Annotated in this window: 17 protein-coding genes and 1 other RNA gene; 14 read left to right on the top strand and 4 right to left on the bottom strand. The window is 38.9% G+C overall.

Translation table 11 applies throughout. The features are described 5' to 3' along the window. Window positions 1–67: 67 nt before the first annotated feature. From pyrF to LVD16_RS25585, 5 genes are all read left to right on the top strand, one after another. Entirely contained in the window at window positions 68–892 is an 825-nt protein-coding gene (pyrF, locus tag LVD16_RS25605) for an orotidine-5'-phosphate decarboxylase (protein WP_233771143.1), read from the top strand. Beyond that, the gene (locus tag LVD16_RS25600) at window positions 892–2169 is read left to right on the top strand and encodes a DUF2851 family protein (protein WP_233771142.1); all 1278 of its coding nucleotides are present in this window, start codon (window positions 892–894) and stop codon (window positions 2167–2169) included. Before pyrF ends, LVD16_RS25600 begins: the two co-directional genes overlap by 1 nt. Continuing rightward, complete coding sequence (locus LVD16_RS25595) at window positions 2166–3416, top strand: hypothetical protein (protein WP_233771141.1); 1251 nt, start codon at window positions 2166–2168, stop codon at window positions 3414–3416. Before LVD16_RS25600 ends, LVD16_RS25595 begins: the two co-directional genes overlap by 4 nt. 47 nt (window positions 3417–3463) lie before the next feature. Further along, on the top strand, window positions 3464–4102 hold the full coding sequence (locus LVD16_RS25590; protein WP_233771140.1) for an acetyltransferase: 639 nt from the start codon (window positions 3464–3466) through the stop codon (window positions 4100–4102). Between the two features lie 94 nt (window positions 4103–4196). Beyond that, a complete protein-coding gene (locus LVD16_RS25585; RefSeq protein WP_233771139.1) occupies window positions 4197–5054 on the top strand; it encodes a nucleoside phosphorylase in 858 nt (285 codons plus the stop codon). Window position 5055: 1 nt separating this feature from the next. On the opposite strand, the gene LVD16_RS25580 is transcribed toward LVD16_RS25585, so the two are convergent. Continuing rightward, window positions 5056–5304 (bottom strand): hypothetical protein, encoded by a 249-nt coding sequence (locus tag LVD16_RS25580; protein ID WP_233771138.1) that lies wholly within the window; start codon window positions 5302–5304, stop codon window positions 5056–5058. Between the two features lie 176 nt (window positions 5305–5480). Here LVD16_RS25580 and LVD16_RS25575 point away from each other — a divergent pair, with 176 nt between their 5' ends. From LVD16_RS25575 to LVD16_RS25555, 5 genes are all read left to right on the top strand, one after another. Next, window positions 5481–6719 carry a M16 family metallopeptidase gene (locus LVD16_RS25575; RefSeq protein WP_233771137.1) on the top strand — a complete coding sequence of 413 codons (1239 nt, stop codon included), beginning with the start codon at window positions 5481–5483 and terminating at the stop codon, window positions 6717–6719. A gap of 52 nt (window positions 6720–6771) precedes the next feature. Continuing rightward, window positions 6772–7407 carry an O-methyltransferase gene (locus tag LVD16_RS25570; RefSeq protein WP_233771136.1) on the top strand — a complete coding sequence of 212 codons (636 nt, stop codon included), beginning with the start codon at window positions 6772–6774 and terminating at the stop codon, window positions 7405–7407. A gap of 3 nt (window positions 7408–7410) precedes the next feature. Beyond that, window positions 7411–9339 (top strand): LysM peptidoglycan-binding domain-containing protein, encoded by a 1929-nt coding sequence (locus LVD16_RS25565; protein ID WP_233771135.1) that lies wholly within the window; start codon window positions 7411–7413, stop codon window positions 9337–9339. Between the two features lie 251 nt (window positions 9340–9590). Beyond that, window positions 9591–9971, top strand: a complete 381-nt coding sequence (locus LVD16_RS25560) for a response regulator (protein WP_233774624.1) — start codon at window positions 9591–9593, stop codon at window positions 9969–9971. A gap of 46 nt (window positions 9972–10017) precedes the next feature. After that, window positions 10018–10941, top strand: a complete 924-nt coding sequence (locus tag LVD16_RS25555) for a DUF3078 domain-containing protein (protein WP_233771134.1) — start codon at window positions 10018–10020, stop codon at window positions 10939–10941. Between the two features lie 3 nt (window positions 10942–10944). Here the strand turns inward: LVD16_RS25555 and LVD16_RS25550 are convergent, their stop codons facing one another. Both LVD16_RS25550 and dnaX read right to left on the bottom strand, forming a co-directional pair. Continuing rightward, window positions 10945–11298 (bottom strand): DUF8439 domain-containing protein, encoded by a 354-nt coding sequence (locus LVD16_RS25550; protein ID WP_502795808.1) that lies wholly within the window; start codon window positions 11296–11298, stop codon window positions 10945–10947. A 260-nt stretch (window positions 11299–11558) separates the two neighbouring features. Beyond that, on the bottom strand, window positions 11559–12656 hold the full coding sequence (gene dnaX / locus LVD16_RS25545) for a DNA polymerase III subunit gamma/tau (RefSeq protein WP_233771132.1): 1098 nt from the start codon (window positions 12654–12656) through the stop codon (window positions 11559–11561). 223 nt (window positions 12657–12879) lie between these two features. Here dnaX and LVD16_RS25540 point away from each other — a divergent pair, with 223 nt between their 5' ends. Together LVD16_RS25540 and LVD16_RS25535 are read left to right on the top strand one after the other, a co-directional pair. Further along, complete coding sequence (locus tag LVD16_RS25540) at window positions 12880–13488, top strand: hypothetical protein (protein WP_233771131.1); 609 nt, start codon at window positions 12880–12882, stop codon at window positions 13486–13488. A gap of 65 nt (window positions 13489–13553) precedes the next feature. After that, window positions 13554–16433, top strand: a complete 2880-nt coding sequence (locus tag LVD16_RS25535) for a CHAT domain-containing protein (protein ID WP_233771130.1) — start codon at window positions 13554–13556, stop codon at window positions 16431–16433. Here the strand turns inward: LVD16_RS25535 and LVD16_RS25530 are convergent. Continuing rightward, window positions 16417–17211, bottom strand: a complete 795-nt coding sequence (locus tag LVD16_RS25530) for a DUF481 domain-containing protein (RefSeq protein WP_233771129.1) — start codon at window positions 17209–17211, stop codon at window positions 16417–16419. The genes LVD16_RS25535 and LVD16_RS25530 overlap by 17 nt on opposite strands. Window positions 17212–17347: 136 nt before the next feature. Here LVD16_RS25530 and ssrA point away from each other — a divergent pair. Both ssrA and LVD16_RS25520 read left to right on the top strand, forming a co-directional pair. Continuing rightward, window positions 17348–17760, top strand: a transfer-messenger RNA (tmRNA) gene (ssrA, locus tag LVD16_RS25525). A gap of 261 nt (window positions 17761–18021) precedes the next feature. After that, a complete protein-coding gene (locus LVD16_RS25520) occupies window positions 18022–19230 on the top strand; it encodes a site-specific integrase (RefSeq protein WP_233771128.1) in 1209 nt (402 codons plus the stop codon). Window positions 19231–19257 lie beyond the last annotated feature (27 nt).

Genomic DNA, 19257 nt, shown 5'->3' with positions numbered 1-19257 from the left:
TGAGCATTAGCCCTCAAAAAAGTTTAATGCTGATTTTATGTGATTACCGAAAATCAATTTTATACCCATGAATAAAGCTGAACTGATTTCCCAAATCCAACAAAAACAATCTTACCTCTGTGTTGGTCTGGATACCGACCTCGATAAGATTCCCAAGTTTTTGTTAGAGTTTGAAGACCCCATTTTTGAGTTTAACAAGCGAATTATAGATGCTACCAAGGATTATGCGGTGGCCTATAAACCAAACATTGCCTTCTATGAAGCATTGGGCGCCAAGGGTTGGGGAAGCCTTCAGAAAACAGTGGAGTATATTCCTGAAGAGATTTTTACTATTGCCGATGCTAAAAGAGGAGACATAGGAAACACCTCTAAGCTATATGCAAAGGCCTTTTTTGAGAATATGAATTTTGATTCTATCACCGTGGCACCATACATGGGAAAAGACTCTGTTACTCCTTTTTTGGAATTTGAAGGTAAGTGGGTAATTCTACTAGCACATACTTCTAATCCTGGTAGCAATGATTTTCAGTTGATGACTAACCGCGAGCATGATACCGCTTTTTACGAAGAGGTGATCAACAAAAGTCGCCAATGGGCTGGTGCTGATGAGCTGATGTTCGTAGTAGGTGCTACCAGAGCGGATAAGATAGAGCAAATCAGGAAAATCGCCCCTGATAATTTCTTCCTGGTACCAGGAGTTGGGGCTCAGGGTGGTAGCCTTGAAGAAGTATCAAAATATGGAATGAACGAAGACTGTGGTCTTTTGGTGAACTCTTCACGCGGCATTATCTATGCTTCTCAGGGTGAGGATTTTGCGGAAGCAGCAGGTAGAGAGGCGAAAGCCTTGCAGCAGCAGATGAAGCAATATCTGAAAGTTTATAAAGCCGTTTAATGCAGGAGTCATTTCTTCATTTTATATGGCAATTTCAATATTTCAATAAAACTGAACTCACCACCTCAGATCAGAAGGTGGTGAATATTATAAAACCTGGCCAGCATAATACTGATGCTGGCCCTGATTTCAAAGAAGGCAAGATTATCATCGGTGGCCTGGAATGGAATGGCCAGGTGGAGATTCATGTGAAAGCCTCAGAATGGGTGCAGCATGGCCATCAATCTGATCCGGCGTATGATAATGTTATTCTTCACGTAGTGTGGCAAAATGATAAGCCTGCTACCCGCACAGATGACTCGATTATTCCCACCATAGAATTGAAAAACCGGATTGACGAAGAGCTCATCCTGAATTATAATCGTTTGGTAAACAGCCCGCTGCAGATTCCTTGCGAAAACCAGATCCGGCAAGTGAAGTCCATTACGCTCATGACTATGTTGGATAGGGTGCTGATGGAAAGACTGGAGCAAAAGGCCTTTGAAGTAGTTCGCCTACACCAGGCAAATCAAAATAACTGGGAAGAAACGGCCTACCAGCTGCTTTGTAAAAACCTTGGTTTTAAAGTAAATGCAGATTCTTTTCTAATGTTGGGGCAATCGCTTCCTTATAAAGTCATTAAAAAGCATTCTGATAATGTAAGACAAATCGAAGCACTGCTTTTCGGGCACTCCGATTTATTTAATCAAGAGGTGCATGATGATTATCAAGCATCCTTGATCAAAGAGTATGAGTTTTTAAGTCATAAATATTCTTTGACTAAAGTATTGTATTCTGTTCACTGGAAGTTTCTCAGGCTCAGACCTGCCAACTTCCCGACCATCAGAATGGCTCAGTTAGCCCAAATCCTAAAGCATAATCCTAATTTTTTTCAGAAGTTTCTAGAGGTACAAAGTTTAAAAGAACTGAAAGCCATTGTCCAATATCCTGTGAGCGACTATTGGCAAAAGCATTACCAATGGGGCAAGACTTCGGCTAAGCAAATGGTGCAGATGGGCATTTCCAGTGTCGAGAATATCGCCATAAATACAGTGGCTCCACTGATGGTGGCTTATGGTAAATTCATGAACAATCATGATTATGTCGATCGAGCGGTCAAATTATTGGAAGACCTGAAGCCTGAGAAAAATAAGATCACAGATCTGTGGAAGCAAATGGGCGTGGACGCCAGGTCTGCTTTTGATAGCCAGGCGCAAATTCATTTGTATAATCATTATTGCTTAAAAAGAAGGTGCCTCAGTTGTAATGTAGGCTTGTCTTTGGTGAGAAATCAGTGAGCATATTCCTGATCATATTGAACCTCTTGCTCATGGGCGGTGTCTGCTGGTGGCTCTATAACAGATCAGTCGAACTGGGTGATAAGGTGTTTCTTTCAGCTTTAGCATTTAAAACATTAGCCACTTTAGCGCTAGGCTGGCTTTATCAATCTTATTACAGTGCAGGAGATATCCTAAATTATTTCAGGCTTGGTGACGAACTCAATAATGAGCTGTGGCTCGATCCGGTGCGTTATTTCAGAGTGATTATCGGGGTAGATCATTTTGAGGCCTTTGATGGTCAGCCCGGTGTTGTTTTTATGGCTAAGTTGGTTAGCGTAGTCAATATAATTACCGGAGATCACTTTTGGTTGTCTTCGCTCTGGCTGTCATTATTTTGTTTTTCAGGACTCATCTTTCTGGTAAAAGTCCTCTTGCAGCTATATCCTTATCATAAATTTGGGATTTTAATACTCCTTTTTTGGCCTTCCTTTACTTTCTGGAGCTCGGGTCTGCTGAAGGAGTCATTAGCCATAGGTGCCCTCGGTTTTCTCATGGGTGGTTTCATTCTTTTCATTTATGGAGGATTGGGGCGAAATCGCTGGAAGGCTGCAATTCCTGCCGCGTTGTTATTTCTGCTACTCTGGCAGGTAAAATATTATTATGCAGGGGTACTGCTGCTGGTGATAGTTTCATTTTTAGCCACACGAATGCTATCTCAAAAATTAAAGATCACAGGCGGAGCCAAGCAGGTAGCATTGTATTTTGCTTTTATGATGTTGCTTGCCCTGATCATCACCAGATTACATCCTAATTTCTATCTGGAGCGTTTCGCAGAGGTCATTGTCAATAATTATGAAACTTACCACCATATATCTGATCCTGAGGATGTTGTGGATTATGACGATCTGGAACCTTCCTTTATAAGTTTGGCTGTTCACTCTCCTAAAGCCTTGTTTAACGGGTTATTCAGGACTATGATTGGAGAGAGTATGGAACTATTGAAGGTAATCGCCGGACTGGAAAATTTCTTATTCCTCTTCTTAGTAGTGGCAGCTTTGTTCCGAATAAATGGAATCAAGCGAAAGCAGGTATTACTCTTATGTGCCATGCTGAGCTACGTGGTAGTGCTGTTAATATTTCTATCACTATCTGCTCCAAATTTAGGTACATTGTCGCGTTACAGAGCAGGCGTATTCATAGTGCTGTTGCCATTAATTGCTATTCAAAACCCGCTGATAGAAAGAGTAAAGAGATTGGTTAAGTAACTGCATACTCGTAGCTTTGCAGCTGCAAGTAAAAAAGAAGAGAACACATGAAAAATCCAGTAATGATATTCGGTGCCAATAACATGGGTAGGGCAGCCAGAGATATATTTGATAGTAATGAAATAATGATCTACGGTTTTCTGGATGATGATACAAAGCTTCATGGTACTGAGCTTGATGATATCAGCGTGTTGGGAGCTACTGATGATGATGGTTTTCTTAAGTATATAGGTAAGAAGTGTGAGGCTTTTGTAGCCATAGATGATAATAAATATCGCAAGAGCATTGTAAAAATGCTTAAAGAGCGCAGAAAAGTGATGCCCGTAAATGCTATTCACCAGGCCTCAACTATTGCAGAAACTGCACATATCGGTCATGGTAATTTCATTAACATGGGGGCCAGAGTGGCAGATAACGCTAAGGTGGGTAATCACTGCATCTTAAATACTAACGCCGTGGTAGATTTCAGTGCAGAGTTAGGGGATTTTGTGCAGGTAGGTGCCGGCAGTGTGGTAAATACAGATGTAAAAGTAGGAGACGAAGTTTTCATAGGATCTGGCGTTACCATTGTAAGCGGTGTAAAGGTTGGAAAAGGAGCTCGAATTGGTGCAGGATCGGTTGTTATTGCTGATGTAGCTGTTGGCAAAACTGTATTCGGAAATCCGGCGCAGGTAGTAGAGAGGTAGTCGCTAATCTTAGACGTAAAGGTTAATTAATATTGATCTTTTTTGTTATCAACCTGAAATACCTATATTTTCGGGCTGAAGCGTGTAAATTATTATGGTAAAAATACCTGAATCTGAACTGATCCTGAATAAGGATAAAAGCGTTTATCATTTAAATTTACTGCCTAAACACATTTCGGACACCATCATTACTGTTGGTGACCCGAATAGGGTGTATCAGGTAAGTAAGTACTTTGATGACGTAGACTTTGAAATGAACCGAAGAGAGTTTATCACTCACGTAGGGACATACAAAGGCAAAAAAATCACTGTCATTAGTACCGGAATGGGTACCGATAACATCGAAATTTTTCTTACTGAACTTGATGCCCTAGCCAACATCGATTTCAGAAAAAGAGAAGAAAAAGCCAAAAAGAAAAAGCTCAAAATTATCCGTATAGGCACTTCAGGTGCACTGCAGGATATTCCTCTGGGCTCTCATTTACTCTCAGACTATGCGGTAGGTCTTGATACATTGATGTGTTTCTACAACCTTCCTCAAGATGATGTGGAAAAGGAAATGGGACGTAAGTTAAAAGACCAGATTGGGCTTCCTTTTGAGCCTTATTTCGTAAGGGGCTCGCAAAGTCTTAAAGAACAGCTCAAGGGAGATGACATGATCATCGGCAATACAGTAACTTGTCCGGGCTTTTACGCTCCACAAGGCAGAAGAATACGCGTCGATCTTAAATATCCACGCTTGATGGAAACACTTAACTATTTTCATCATGATGATTTGTGGCTGACCAATTTTGAAATGGAAACGGCGGGATATTATTCCATGGCTCGTTTATTAGGGCATGAGGTGATCAGTGCTAACGCTATTATCGCTAACAGAATCCAAAATACCTTTGCTAAAAATGCCACTGAGGTAATTGATAGCCTGATCCAGAAAGTTCTGGACCGTATTTAAATTAGAGCGTTTTCATACTTGTCATATTTATTATCTGGTTTTTAGCGAAATAAGGATCGTAGTTATTATAAAAGCCAGATAATATTTTATGTGCAATATGTGATATAATTAGCTCTTCATCACTTTTACCTCTTTTGCCAATCCAAAATACTCTTTGAGGGTGTCTTTTCATGTCAGCAACATAAGCTTTGGCTTTCTCGTATTGCTCCTGAGTGTAATTAAGCTTAAAAGTAGTTTCAACTATATTCATGATTTACAAATTTGAACCTTGAATAGATTTTACAAGTCTTGTGCCAGTTAAAAAGGCTGTTTAAAGGGGCTAAAAGAGGTTTGGTAATAATGTAATTGCCCGTGAGCGGTCGTGCGCGTCCGCTGCTGGTTAAAGGAAAAAATTGGTGTAGCTTTGCAAGCCAGAAGAGATAAATAATGATTGATTATAATATAATGACCCTGGATAATGGTATCAGGGTTTTACATAAACAAGTATCAAACACTAAGATTGTCCACAGTGGTTTTATGCTTGATATTGGTAGTAGAGATGAAAATGAAGAGAATCAAGGCATTGCTCACTTTTGGGAGCACATGGCTTTTAAGGGAACCAATAAACGGAAAGCTTTCCATATCCTGAACAGAATTGATTCTGTTGGTGGGGAGCTAAATGCCTATACTACCAAGGAAAAAATTGCTTTCTACGCTTCCGTGCTTGATGCCTATTTTGAAAAGGCCGTAGAGCTGCTGGCTGATATTACTTTTGATTCCATTTTTCCTGAAAAGCAGATAGAGAAGGAGCGAAATGTGATTCTGGAAGAAATGGCCATGTATTACGATAGTCCGGAAGATGCTATTCAAGATGATTTCGATACATTGGTCTTTGGTAAGCATCCTTTAGGAATGAACATTCTTGGTACTTCAGAAAGCGTAAAATCTTTCAGTAGAGATGACTTCAAGAAGTTTATCAGAGAACATATTAATACCGATAAAATTGTGTTCTGCGTGGTGGGTAATGTGCCTTTCAAGAAGGTGCAGCGCTTAGCTAAAAAATATTTAGAGCCCGTGCCTCGCTACTCTGCAGGGCATGTAAGAAAGCCATTTCTTAGTTACGAACCATCTATTCAGGTAAACCATCGTAGCCTAACCCAGGCACAATGCGCCATAGGCAGAACCACCTATGCTTTAACTGACCCCAAAAGATTGCCATTCTTTATGTTGGTAAATATTCTTGGCGGACCAGGCATGAACTCACGATTAAACCTGGCCTTAAGAGAGAAGCATGGATTTGTGTATTCCATAGATGCGTCGCTACAATCTTACACTGATACCGGGCTGTTTGGAATTTTCTTCGGTACTGAGCCTAAGCAGCTAGACAGGAGCATCAGACTGGTGAAAAAGGAGCTGAAGCGTTTTTGTGAAAAGCCCCTCGGTGTAATGCAACTCCATACAGCTAAGGAGCAACTTATGGGGCAGCTGGCCATGTCTGAAGAGAATAATGTGAGTATGATGCTGATGATGGCTAAAAGCACTTTAGATAAGAATCACATAGAATCGTTAGAAGATATTTTCGATAAAATTAAGAATACCAGCGCTCAGGATCTACAAGAGATAGCCAATGAAATGTTTGATGAAAGCTATATGAGTCAACTAACTTTTTTGCCAAACGATAATTAATGTAAACATTATTTCAATTGGTTTTATTATCTAATAAATTGTAGCATCAAATATGGATTTTTTAAGCAGCGAGATTCAGGAGTATGTTGAGAATCACACCTCTCCGGAGTCGGATTTACTGAAAAAACTGAATAGAGAAACTCACGCTAATGTAATGATGCCCAGAATGTTATCTGGTCATTTGCAGGGGCGTGTGCTATCACTTTTTAGCCATATGCTACGGCCGAAGAATATCCTGGAAGTAGGAACTTATACTGGATATTCCGCATTATGCATGGCCGAAGGGTTAGCTGAAGATGGTGTGCTTACCACCATAGATGTGAATGAAGAGCTGGAGGACATGGTGAGAGGTTATTTTGATGAATCTCCATATGCTGAAAAAATAAAATACATTATCGGAAACGCCATGGATGTTATTCCATCATTAGATATAAGCCCGGAGCTGGTATTTATAGATGCCGATAAAAAGAGTAACGGCGTTTATTATGATATGATTATTGATCATGTGCCTGCCGGTGGTATTATTATGGTAGATAATGTGCTGTGGAGCGGGAAAACCGTAGAGGGCAAGGTGGATAAAAAAACTCAATTGATACTCGATTTTAATAGCAAAATACATAATGACGACAGGGTTGAAAACGTTCTGTTCCCTGTAAGAGATGGTTTAATTGTCATGCGCAAAAAATAAACAATGCCTAAGAGAATACTACTCCTCATTTTTTTACTTCCTCTATTAGTTCAAGCTCAGTCTCCACGGGTGCCTACCAAGATGGAGTTTGCTGATATTAAGCTAAGAATTACTGAAGCTGCCCGAAAGGAGATACAGGCAGATGTAGATGCTTTAACTAAAAGCCCCAAATACTTCAATATAAAAGTAGAGCGTGCTCGATCTTATTTTCCTATTATCGAAAGGGTTTTCAGGGAGGAAGGTCTTCATGACGATTTTAAATACCTGGTGCTTCAGGAGAGTGCATTAATTTCAGATGCGGTTTCAACTTCAAATGCTGTGGGTTTCTGGCAGTTTAAAGACTTTACAGCCATGGAAGTAGGTCTGCGGGTAGATAACCACATTGATGAACGGATGAACATAGTTTCTGCTACCAGAGGTGCGGCGCGATATATGAAGAATAATAATCAGTTTTTTGATAACTGGCTACACACGCTTCAGGCTTACCAGATGGGTGCAGGTGGCGCTATGAGGGCGTTAGGCAAAGGTGAGAAAGGTGCCAAATCTATGGTGATCGATAAGAAAACCTATTGGTATGTAAAGAAATACCTTTCGCATAAGATCGCTTTTGAGAATGCCGTAGGTGAATCAGGAACAGTGCAGCTTAAAGAATATACCAACGGGGCGAATAAAAACCTGAAGGACATATCTGATGAAACCGGCGTAAGCTTGGCTCAGCTGCAGGATTATAACAAGTGGTTGAGAAAAGGAAAGATTCCTGATGATCGTGAATACACGGTGATCGTGCCTCTAATCCAGCTGCAAAATGTGAATCTGGCGGCGTTCAAAAAGAACAATACTCATTCTACACCAGAGGTGACGCGCCAAGTGAAATATGATTTTGATGATGCGGGTAAGTATCCTGAGTTTGAAGATCAGTTGCAGGCATCCAGAGGAAATATAGTAGATATAAACGGCATACCTGGCACCATGGGGCTATCTGGGGATAAGGCCACCACATTGGCTACTAAAGGAGGCATAGATCTTAAAGACTTTTTAAAGTATAACGATCTTGAAATTAGTACTGCCATACAGCCAGGGCAGGTATATTATTTCAAAAAGAAAAGAAATAAAGCGCATACGCACTATTATGTAGTGCAGCCCGGTGAAGATTTATGGACCGTGTCTCAGAAATTTGGACTCAAGCTGAAAAAGCTGAAGTCTAAAAACAGAATTAAGGAAGATGGAGTAACTGTAAAAGCCGGTCGAGTGCTGTGGCTCAGATTTATCAGGCCGGCCAGGGTAGAGGTGGAGTATAAAGAGCTTAGAGATAAGAGTGTGCCTCCGTCAGTGATTTCTTCAAAAGTGGTAGACAAACGCGTGGAGGAGCCTGTGATAGATAAGACAGAACCAATCATCAAGGAATCAGATGCTATGGCTATAGCTAAGTATGAAGAAGAGGAGGAAGAGGAAGAAGAAATGTCTACACCAGCACCGGTGACCACGAACAATACTCCAACCGAAAATAGAAGAGATTTTGTGTTTAAGTCATCCGAACCAAAGGAGACTGAGGAGGAAGAAACTGATAATAAAGTTTTTGAAGGCAGAAGCCAAATTCACGTGGTAAAGCCGGGAGAAACATTATATTCAATATCCAGAATGTACAACATTACTATCAGGGATTTATTGGCCTGGAATGACATGGATATTTCCCAGAAACTAAGCATTGACCAAAAGCTGATTATCTACAATAAAGCCATGGTAGAGAGTAAAGAAATCATCCCGGAAGAAAAGGCTTCTGATGAGCAAGTATATCATACTGTAAAACAGGGCGATACCATGTATAGCATAGCCAGAAAGTACGATGTAACCATTGAAGATATCATGAGCTGGAACAATAAAAATAGCTTTGAATTAAGCCTTGGGGAGAAAATAAAAATTATAAAAAGGTAAATAAGTAATTGAAATTAAAGTAATATTATTTAATTTATGGTTCGTATTTCAAGAACAGCTTTTTGAAATTCTTAGATCTTCAATTAAGATATAAAACTTATTTAATTGCTATGTTTGCAATTCATAAATGGAATGAGCAATTTTTCAGTTACAAATCTGAAAGTTGTAACTTTTGTTTTGTAAACTTGAAAAATTGTATTTTTAACTAAACCATCAGAAAGTTGACTGACACTAAGGCGATCGATTTAGTAATGCTTGTGGATGATAATGATACTGATAATTTCATCAGTAAGCGTATAATTGAAATCACCAAGTTTGCTAGCAGGGTTGAGGTGAAAAATAGCGGTAAGAGTGCGCTAGACTACCTGAAGGAAAATCAGGATAGTATAGAGAATTTGCCTAACCTTATTTTTTTAGATATTAATATGCCTATTGTAGATGGCTTCGTTTTCTTATATGAATTTGAAAAGTTTAGCGATGCCATTAAGGATAAGTGTAAAGTAATCATCCTTTCCAGCTCCGATAACAAAAGAGATATTGATAAAATCGTTAATAACAACCACGTAATCAAATTCATCACTAAACCACTTACAGAGTCAGCTTTAGAAGAGGTTAAGGTGAACAATCTTTAATTTTGCATGTTGTAGATTTAATCTCAACCAAAAGATAATATAAAACATGCTTAAAAATTCAGCACTCAAGAGCACTATACTATGTGCTCTAGTGTCATTATTAGGATTCTCTCAGGTAAGAGCCCAACAAACAACAACCACCCCAGACACTACTTATTGGAAAAAAGACTTTAGAGGAGGACTCAGCTTTAATCAGGCTTCCTTTTCTGATAACTGGCAAGGTGGTGGAGTAAACTCCATAGGTCTCAATACCTTTCTTACCTACAAGGCTAACTATACAAAAGACATCCATTCATGGGATAACACCATTGACTTTGGTTATGGTATAGTGAAAAACGAAGGACAGGGAAGTAGAAAATCTGTTGATAGGCTGTATTTAGATACCAAGTATGGTCGCGTTTTAAGTAAGAAATGGGATTTCTTCACTTCACTTACTTTCCTTTCTCAGTTTGGTAAAGGTTATGAATATGAAGTAGAGCAGCCAGACGGATCGGTTCGTGATAGCCTGATCTCTCAATTTCTGGCTCCGGCATTTATTACCTCATCTTGGGGTTTTGAATATCACCCTGTGGAGTACTTTAAGGTGCGTTTTGGACCTTTCTCTCCTAGAGTTACAGTAGTGAATAATGATGGGCTCTCAGAAGCAGGTGCCTATGGTGTAGATCCGGGAGATAAAACCAGATTGGAATTATTAGCATTCCAAATGGTAGCAGATTTCAATAAAGATATTGCCGAAAACCTGAACCTTAAATGGAAGTATATGCTTTATGCTAACTATAAGGAGTTAGAGGGTAAGAAGATAGATCATCGTTTAGACGTGGCTCTGGCGGCCAAAGTAAACAAGTTTATTGATGTTTCCCTGGGCGGCATTCTCCTATATGATTATGATCAGGTAGATGAGGTGCAAATAAGCCAGGCACTTAACCTTGGTATAGTTTATTCCTTCAAAAACTATAAGGAAAAGAAATAAGGATTAGAAGTCTGGGTCAAGGCCCAGACGATCCCTTAAATCCCTCAATAAAGGCTGCTTCTCCATTAAGTAGTTGAATTTCTCATGATTCGTGTAAATCATACGCTGAGCTTTTGCTTCTACCAGCTCAGTTTCAAGCACTATAAATCGGTTATTAAGCGTTCTCTTTAAGTGAGAGGCTAGCTCTGGTCTAAACCTATCAAGGATATCAATTTTAACTGGATTCAGGCATTTAATAACTATGGTAGTTTCATCTTTCAGGTAAAACTCCTGCTTCATTACCATATGCTCAGAATCTTTTCCATCCTTTTTGCGGCTTTCGGCAAAAGCTTCCCATACAGAGGTTAATTGCTCCAGTGTAAAGCTATCAGTACCAAATGATTCTTCTACATGATGTACCTTATTATCTTCTTCCTCGTCCTTTTTATTGGCCAGGTCATCAAGATTGGTAGGTATCTTAACAGTGCTTTTAAGAATAGACGAATTGAGCCTTTTCTTAGGTTTTATTTCAGATACAGGTTTACTGTCGCTGCTAGTAGGAGCGGATGGTGTGGCTTCGGTTTTTTCTGGGGTCGCTGTGCTTTCAGATTCCTCTGAATTCTCTGGAGGTTCCTCAGTTAACTCACTTTTTTTTTTAGGCCACTTTCAGACGCTAAGCTGATGGCCGAGTTGATATGAGCGAGCTTCATTAACATAAGTTCCACGCTTAACCTCTGATTCTTACTGCCTTTATAGTTTAAGTCACACTGATTCGCAATGTTTAAAGCTGTAAGTAAGAAAGACTTAGAAGCGCTATTAGCTTGCTCAATGTATTTTGCCTTAGTGTTCTCAGGTACTTCCATCAAATGCACTGTAGCGTTATCTTTAGATACCATCAGGTTTCTAAGATGCTCACAGAGACCAATAATGAATAAGTGTCCGTCAAATCCTTGCTTTAAGATTTCATCAAAAAGCAAAAGTGACTGAGTAATGTCCTCATTTAGAAGATAATCTACCACTTTAAAGTAGTACTCATAATCTAAAATGTGAAGATTGTTAATGGTTGACTGGTAAGTGATGTTTCTGTCTGAAGAAAAAGTCACTATCAAGTCAAATATGGAAAGCGCATCACGAAGTGCACCATCAGCCTTTTGGGCTATAAGGTGTAACGCTTGCTCTTCTGCCTGTATCCCTTCTCTATCCGCGATGCCCTTTAGGTGATCGGCAATATCAGAAACCTGAATTCTATTAAAATCAAATATCTGACATCTGGAAAGGATAGTAGGTATTACCTTATGTTTCTCAGTGGTGGCTAAGATGAAGATAGCATACTCTGGTGGCTCCTCTAATGTCTTCAGGAAGGCATTGAAAGCAGCATTCGAAAGCATGTGAACCTCATCTATGATATAAACCTTATATTTTCCATACTGAGGAGGGTAACGTACCTGATCAATGAGGTTTCTGATGTCATCCACAGAGTTGTTAGAGGCAGCATCTAATTCAAAGATATTCAGTGAATTACCTTCACTTTTCTCATCGAAATCATTGATCATTCTGGCTAAGATCCTGGCACACGTAGTTTTACCCACACCACGCGGTCCGCAAAACAATAAGGCCTGAGCCAATTTATTATTGTCTATTGCATTTTTTAATGTAGTAGTAATGTGGCCCTGGCCAACTACTTCATCAAAACCGGTAGGTCTGTATTTACGTGCCGATACTACGAACTTATCCATCGCTCGAAGTTAACAAGTCCCGCTGAAAGTGAAAAGAAACAATTGAAGTTAATAAAGGTATATTTAAAAAATACAAAAAAATCTATGTAATTTCAGTGTAATATTTTGTTAAGAAATTAAACGTTTTTATCTTGTGAAGATATTTTGATTTTAAATTAAAGAAACTTTGATTCCTTGTTTACGATGTAATTTTTCATTGTATAAAGCGGAAAAAATAATAACTATGAAAAACCTAATTTATATTATCTGTCTTGTGGTAGCCATGTCATCTTGCGAGTTAGCCGGTGATGAAGGGGATAAATTGGTTTCTTACGAAAAGGAGATTATTCCTACTACCAAATATGAAGAGGAAGCCTATGAAACTGTTGAGATTTTTTCCAACGAATCTATAGAAGCTGAGTTTAAGGCTATCAAAAATGGATTTGTGCCTGCAATAGGCGTTAAGGCAAGAATTGAAATTTTGAAGTACTATAAAGAACTAGCCGCTTCTGATATCTTTATGGTTATTGTAAGACCAAAGGTGCCAAGACCGGTTTGCCCGCCTAAGCCATTAACAGATTGCATGATCCCAAGAATGGAATTAGAGCAAACTTTGTTCACCTTCTTTACTCCTGAAGTTTATAAACAAAACCTGAAGGTATTGTTAAGTGCCAAAGGCGAACAAGTGGCCGCAGTGAGTGAAGTAGATGTGAATAAGGATACTATGATGGTATTATTTACCATGAAGACAATTCATCCGGAATTAACCTCTCGTTCTTTAGCGCTAAAGGTAGCTGCAGAAGGATATGAATCGATAATAAGCGCTGAAATGGGAGAAGATACTTTCCAATAATAAAATATTTTGTAAATTCTAACCCGGTAGCGACCCTGCCGGGTTTTTTCAATTTATAGCCCTTTATGAATAAAAAATGGTTCTTGTTTTTTGTGTTGTTGATTTTTTGTGTGCCCAAGAATCTCTTAGGCCAACACCCCATTCATAAAGTTGTAGAAGAGCTAGAATCTATTGAAAACCCGGATTCCGCGGCTACTGCTTTACATCCATACCTGGATTCGGCTATAATTGCTAAAGATGCGTATGCCTATTTGTATGTCCTGAGTGCTCTTAATGACATACATATTATTCCATTTACCGATAAGGCTACATACGTAAAGCAAGGCGATGAGCTTTTTAAGAACTCAAGCCACAGTTTTTTTCAAGCGGATGCTGATAGCTCGGTTTACTTTCGTTTTTTGGATGTAAAAGCAGAGATGCTCTATTCGCAGGGAAATTATACTGATGCCATAGTGCTGCTTAAGAGGTTAGTGGCGAGGAATAAACTACAGTCTGTGGAGGACAGCCTTTATATGAATGCTTACGATAGCTATCTAGGGAGTAGCTATCTCATGCTGGGTAATAAAGAAAGGGCCATATATTATTACAATCACTATTTAAATGTAATACCAGAAGCTGTTAAGGAGTATTATGGTATAGACTACTGGTACTTTTATCAGGTTTTAGGTTGGACCTATCTGGGTAGCTCGTGGCCAGGGGTGGAAGCCGAAGATCCTAAGGAGAATTTTGAAAGGGCGATATCATGCTATAAAAAGGCTTTGGATCTTATTGAGCATATTCAGGATAAGGGTAGTTTTTCAAATACGATTTTAAGTACTTATTCACTACTTATTAATCTCTATGTGAAAGAAGGTGACTATGATCACGCCATTTTTTATCTCAATCAGTCAGAAAAATATCAGAATAGTAAATCTTATAAAAATGCGGACCTTCTGAGCTATCAGAGTAAGCTGGAGCTGCAGAAGAACAATTTTAGAAAGTCATTGCAATTATATGATAGTGCGCTGGTGCTGAGGAAAGTGGCTGTAGGCGAGATGCATTATTCTGATTATGAATACCATCTGGGTAAAGCACAGGTGTATGATAAGATGATGGAGTACACATCAGCTCTGTCAGAGTACAAGATTGCTTTAAAGTTACTTCGATATGAAGGGGGCCTTCCTCTTGAGAAGGTGAAATACCATATGGAAACTATTCGTGTGCTCCATGCTAAAGCCAATACGTTGACCAAAATGGCTCAGGATGGTAAAAAGAAAGAGATTTATAAAGAAGCTTTAACTCATTATGAACAGGCTTTAGCGCTGTCGTTGAAAGAACGTGAAAGAATTATAAGAAGTGAATCTAAACACGACTTAATAGCTGGGCATAGAAAGCTGATTAACGATGCTTTGAAATGCAGCTATCAAGCCCAGAAACTGCTGCCGCAGGAATATCTTCACGCTTTGGTGTTCGATTTAATAGAAAAAGGAAAGGGATTACTGCTTCTTGAGAATTACAGGCAAGAGGAAGCATTACGTAAAGCTGTGTTTTCAGCAGAGATTAAAAATGCTCTTGATGAGGCGGAGTTAAGATTAACCAGCCTCACTAGAAGACTGAGGGAATCTAATGATGAGGCTATTTTTGAGCAGCTTAAAGAGGCTGAGGAAAGTTATGATTCCATAATGAATGTGATTAAGGTTAAATATCCTCAGTTCAATACTTTTAAGGATGATTATGAAGAGTTGAGCTTAGCTGAATTTCAAAATAATATCACCAATTCAGAGGCATGCTTTTCTTATTACGTGGCTGATTCAGCAATTTACCTTTTGGCTATTCATCAAAATCAATCCAAATTCATAGCCATAGATAATTCCAGGTCTATAGAACAACAGGTGCAGAAAGTGCATCAATTTCTCAGAACACCGGGCCCTTCAAATGGAATTGAAAATAATCTTTATAGTCTTTATAATCAACTCATTAAGCCGGGAGTTGATCTGATAGGAGAAGATAAAAGTATTATTATTTTCCCTGATAGCTATTTGGGTTATCTGCCTTTTGAGGTTCTGCTTTCGCAATCAGCTCAGGGCGAAGAATACGGCTCCTGGCCATTTCTAATTAAAATTAATCCGATCTCTTATGATTTTTCAGCTACTGTTTATCAGCATACATCAGGTTGGGCTTTTCAGAATAAGAATTATATAGGTTTTGCTCCAGAATATGATGATGGCGATATCAAAGACTTAATGGTGGATAATGGTGCTGCTAATTGGCTGGCCGAAAGGGATTACGGCTCATTACAATATAATGGTGATGAGGTGAAGTACGCTTCTCAATTATTTGATGGTATTTATTATGAAGGGAATAAGGCTTCAGAAGAGAATTTTAGAGCTCAGGCGGAAAATAATGGCCTGCTGCATCTGAGTATGCATGCCTTCTTTGATGAGAAAAACCCAGATCACTCAGGATTAGTCTTCTCAAATTTCCAACCTAATGGGCTCATAAGTAATGAAGATGGGTTTGTGCCAATGGTGGACTTGTATAACATGCACATAAATGCCGAGATGGTGATTCTAAGTGCGTGTGAAACAGGTTATGGATATTTGGAAAGAGGAGAGGGGGTGGCCTCCATCGGTCGTGCTTTTAAATATGCCGGATGCCCTTCGGTAACTATGAGTTTATGGAATGCTAATGACCAGTCAACCTCAGAAGTGATGAAATACTTTCTTGAGCAGCTGCATGCCGGCATGAGTAAAGATGAAGCACTGCGAGCTGCTAAGCTGAAGTATTTGGGAAATGCTGATAACAACACTGCTCATCCCTATTATTGGTCAGCCTTTGTGCTTAATGGACCAGTGAAACCATTAACATTTGCCGAAACATCTATAGATAATTACTGGTGGCTTCTTCTGGTCTTTGGAGGTGTGGCTATACTGTCAGTGGCTCTCTATGCTAAAAAGAAAGCTTGAAACCGTTGGTTAAAGAATACACAAAATTATTAATTGGTATAATAGGCTTGTCCTCATACTGTGCAGAAAATGATGTATTGAATGCCAATCGGTTAGTTAGTTTGATGTTTAAGACTGCATCTCCACTGATTCGGTGTCTGAAAACTTCAGAGTCATAATCATAACCACCCTGGTAATAGGCGATCAGGTCGAAATTCACATTTTCATTGATTTTAAACTTGGATCCAATGTAGTTGGTGGTCTTCCATATGTTTTTGTTAATGATGTTACCTTCCTCAGTTAATGATTTCCAGTTCTCCTTTTCATACATAAAACCTACTCCCAAATGCAGTTTGGTGTTTTCATTCTTCACCAAACGAATTCTTACCCCGGCTCCCTGTAGAAATCTGAAGGGCATGGATCTACCATCATCATATTGCACCTGCGTGAAAGTTTCGTAGGAGAGCTTTTTCCTTCGTAAAAAGTTAATTCTAAAGTGAGTATATCCCGTGCTAATTAAGGGGCCACCTGTAGATTTGAAATAGTTCAGTTGGTTAATCAGAATATAAGCGTGTTTTTCTGCTACATAGACCAAATCTGCGGCACCAGCCAGGCCAGTGAAGGTGATGTTTTCCTCTGCGGTAGCACTTTTGTTATTCATATTGAAATCAATATTTACACTACCCATGAAGTATTTAGACGAGTCAGAATCTATGCTACCTTTGTCTACTTTAAGTATTTGGGCGAATGAGCTGGCTGTAATCAACGTAAAAATAAGAGCTGTGAAAACTGATTTCATTAAAAAGTATGTTTCTGATTAAGTCTGCGAAATTAGAGAACAAGGCTCAACTATGAAATATAATAGCGGATATTCTGCTTCTGAGTTTGTTTATCGAACTTATTTACCGCTATATTTGTAGTCCTTTTTGCAAACCGGGGCCGACCGGTTTTGACAGGATGTGTGATTACGTGGGTAAGCATGCAGGCTCATGGGATGAGAGCCTTGAAAGATAGTTCCACAACACAATTGGCGAATCTAATTACGCCATGGCTGCCTAATCTTAACCTCTTAAGGTAAGATAGCAGGCTTAAACGGTTGAATTGCCAGACGCAGTTCCCGGGCCACGTTCCACGAAACCTCCGTTTTGCAGGTTTTGATTTTGGGATGTCGAATAAGCAGAACTAGCGCCGGCAGGGTTGTGATGTCTGTGTGAAATTAATCGCAACTAAGGTAATGTTTGGCTGTTGTCGGCCTGGCTTTACCCGACAATCTGATGACAACTAAGCATGTAGAAGACACGATAGTTGCCTTCACTGGACGAGGGTTCGAATCCCTCCGGCTCCACTAACACAAGGTCAAAAACGGCCAAAACCCCTTTAAATTTATTTAAAGGGGTTTTTTGTTGGATTAGTTATTCCAAATTATCCATTAATAATCAAACAATAGGTGAGTTATCTGGTGAGTCATTTAATAATTTTGTATAACTCACCAGAAGAGTGTTAACTCGTTGTATATCAGTTTATTATTTTGAATTAATAAGTTTCAGTATTTATGATATTTTAGATTTTTTCGGTAAATTAGGTGAGTGTTTCATTTAATTTCAACCAAATGGACTCATTCAGTATTTTGTTTTTTCTTAGGAAGTCTAAATCTTCACAATCCAAGCCTTCACCGATCTACGGCAGAATCACGGTAAATGGTAAAAGGGCAGAAATATCGACACAGAGATCTATTGCATCTCAGAGATGGGATTCCAGAAGTGGAAGAGTTAAGGGTAACAGAGAAGATGCTCGGGAAATAAATGCTCATCTGGACAACATTCAACTTAGATTGAATCGCATTCATAGTAAGCTTTTGGAGCTTAACCAAGATGTTAATGCTGGTTTTATTAAGGATACTTTTAATGGAAAAGATAAAAATAAAAAGACCCTAATTGAAGTATTTGATTATCATAATAAGCAATTAGAGTCCCAAATCGGAAAAGGGTATGCTTTAGGTACTTACACGAGATTTGAAACTACTAAAAAACATGTGCTCGATTTTTTGAAAACGGAATACAAAAAGGAGGATGTGGTGTTACAGGATCTGGATTATTCTTTTATAGCCAGATTAGATAATTATTTTAAAGTTATAAGAAACTGCAATCATAACACTGCACAGAAGTATATTCGAAATCTTCGGAAAATTGTGAATATGGCAGTCTTGAATGATTGGCTACCCAAAGATCCGTTTGCAAGATATAAGGTTAGATTTAATGAAGTAAAAAGAGATTATCTGAATAAGGAAGAGCTTGCTCAGTTAGAGCAGAAGGAATTTGAGATAGAAAGGTTAGATCAGGTAAGGGATGTCTTTGTGTTTTGCTGTTACACTGGGTTGGCTTACACTGATGTAGCTAAACTTACTCCCAGAAATATTTCAAAGGGTCTGGATGGAGACTTGTGGATTTTTATAGATAGAACTAAAACGGGAAGCCCATCCAATGTACCCGTTTTGCCAAAGGCGCAGGAAATTATAGATAAATATTTAGATTCCCCCACGACCGTAAATCAAGATAAGTTGTTGCCTGTTATATCTAATCAAAAAATGAATGCTTATCTGAAGGAGATAGCGACTGTTTGTGGTATAAGTAAAAATATTACTTTTCATATTGCGCGGCATACATTTGCTACTACGGTAACATTATCAAATGGGGTATCCATTGAATCCGTCAGCTCAATGTTAGGACACAAAAACATGAAAACTACTCAGATTTATGCCAAAGTGGTTCAGGAGAAAGTTAGTAATGATATGAAAAAACTCAAGTCACTTTTTGATTAAGGAATAGTTGTAACTCAATTTATATTA

Origin of the sequence: Fulvivirga ligni, from assembly GCF_021389935.1 — a bacterium.
GTDB classification, from domain to species: Bacteria; Bacteroidota; Bacteroidia; order Cytophagales; family Cyclobacteriaceae; genus Fulvivirga; species Fulvivirga ligni.
The sequence above is the reverse complement of the archived record's forward strand: the minus strand, read 5'-3'. Positions and strand labels throughout refer to the sequence as shown.

What these genes read in the sequence shown, in the direction of transcription:
- dnaX (WP_233771132.1), bottom strand. Translation starts at nt 12,656, where the DNA reads ATGGATAAGTTCGTAGTATCGGCACGTAAATACAGACCTACCGGTTTT.
- LVD16_RS25565 (WP_233771135.1), top strand. Translation starts at nt 7,411, where the DNA reads ATGCCTAAGAGAATACTACTCCTCATTTTTTTACTTCCTCTATTAGTT.
- pyrF (WP_233771143.1), top strand. Translation starts at nt 68, where the DNA reads ATGAATAAAGCTGAACTGATTTCCCAAATCCAACAAAAACAATCTTAC.
- LVD16_RS25570 (WP_233771136.1), top strand. Translation starts at nt 6,772, where the DNA reads ATGGATTTTTTAAGCAGCGAGATTCAGGAGTATGTTGAGAATCACACC.
- LVD16_RS25540 (WP_233771131.1), top strand. Translation starts at nt 12,880, where the DNA reads ATGAAAAACCTAATTTATATTATCTGTCTTGTGGTAGCCATGTCATCT.
- LVD16_RS25560 (WP_233774624.1), top strand. Translation starts at nt 9,591, where the DNA reads ATGCTTGTGGATGATAATGATACTGATAATTTCATCAGTAAGCGTATA.
- LVD16_RS25530 (WP_233771129.1), bottom strand. Translation starts at nt 17,211, where the DNA reads ATGAAATCAGTTTTCACAGCTCTTATTTTTACGTTGATTACAGCCAGC.
- LVD16_RS25575 (WP_233771137.1), top strand. Translation starts at nt 5,481, where the DNA reads ATGATTGATTATAATATAATGACCCTGGATAATGGTATCAGGGTTTTA.
- LVD16_RS25585 (WP_233771139.1), top strand. Translation starts at nt 4,197, where the DNA reads ATGGTAAAAATACCTGAATCTGAACTGATCCTGAATAAGGATAAAAGC.
- LVD16_RS25600 (WP_233771142.1), top strand. Translation starts at nt 892, where the DNA reads ATGCAGGAGTCATTTCTTCATTTTATATGGCAATTTCAATATTTCAAT.
- LVD16_RS25580 (WP_233771138.1), bottom strand. Translation starts at nt 5,304, where the DNA reads ATGAATATAGTTGAAACTACTTTTAAGCTTAATTACACTCAGGAGCAA.
- LVD16_RS25520 (WP_233771128.1), top strand. Translation starts at nt 18,022, where the DNA reads ATGGACTCATTCAGTATTTTGTTTTTTCTTAGGAAGTCTAAATCTTCA.
- LVD16_RS25555 (WP_233771134.1), top strand. Translation starts at nt 10,018, where the DNA reads ATGCTTAAAAATTCAGCACTCAAGAGCACTATACTATGTGCTCTAGTG.
- LVD16_RS25535 (WP_233771130.1), top strand. Translation starts at nt 13,554, where the DNA reads ATGAATAAAAAATGGTTCTTGTTTTTTGTGTTGTTGATTTTTTGTGTG.
- LVD16_RS25590 (WP_233771140.1), top strand. Translation starts at nt 3,464, where the DNA reads ATGAAAAATCCAGTAATGATATTCGGTGCCAATAACATGGGTAGGGCA.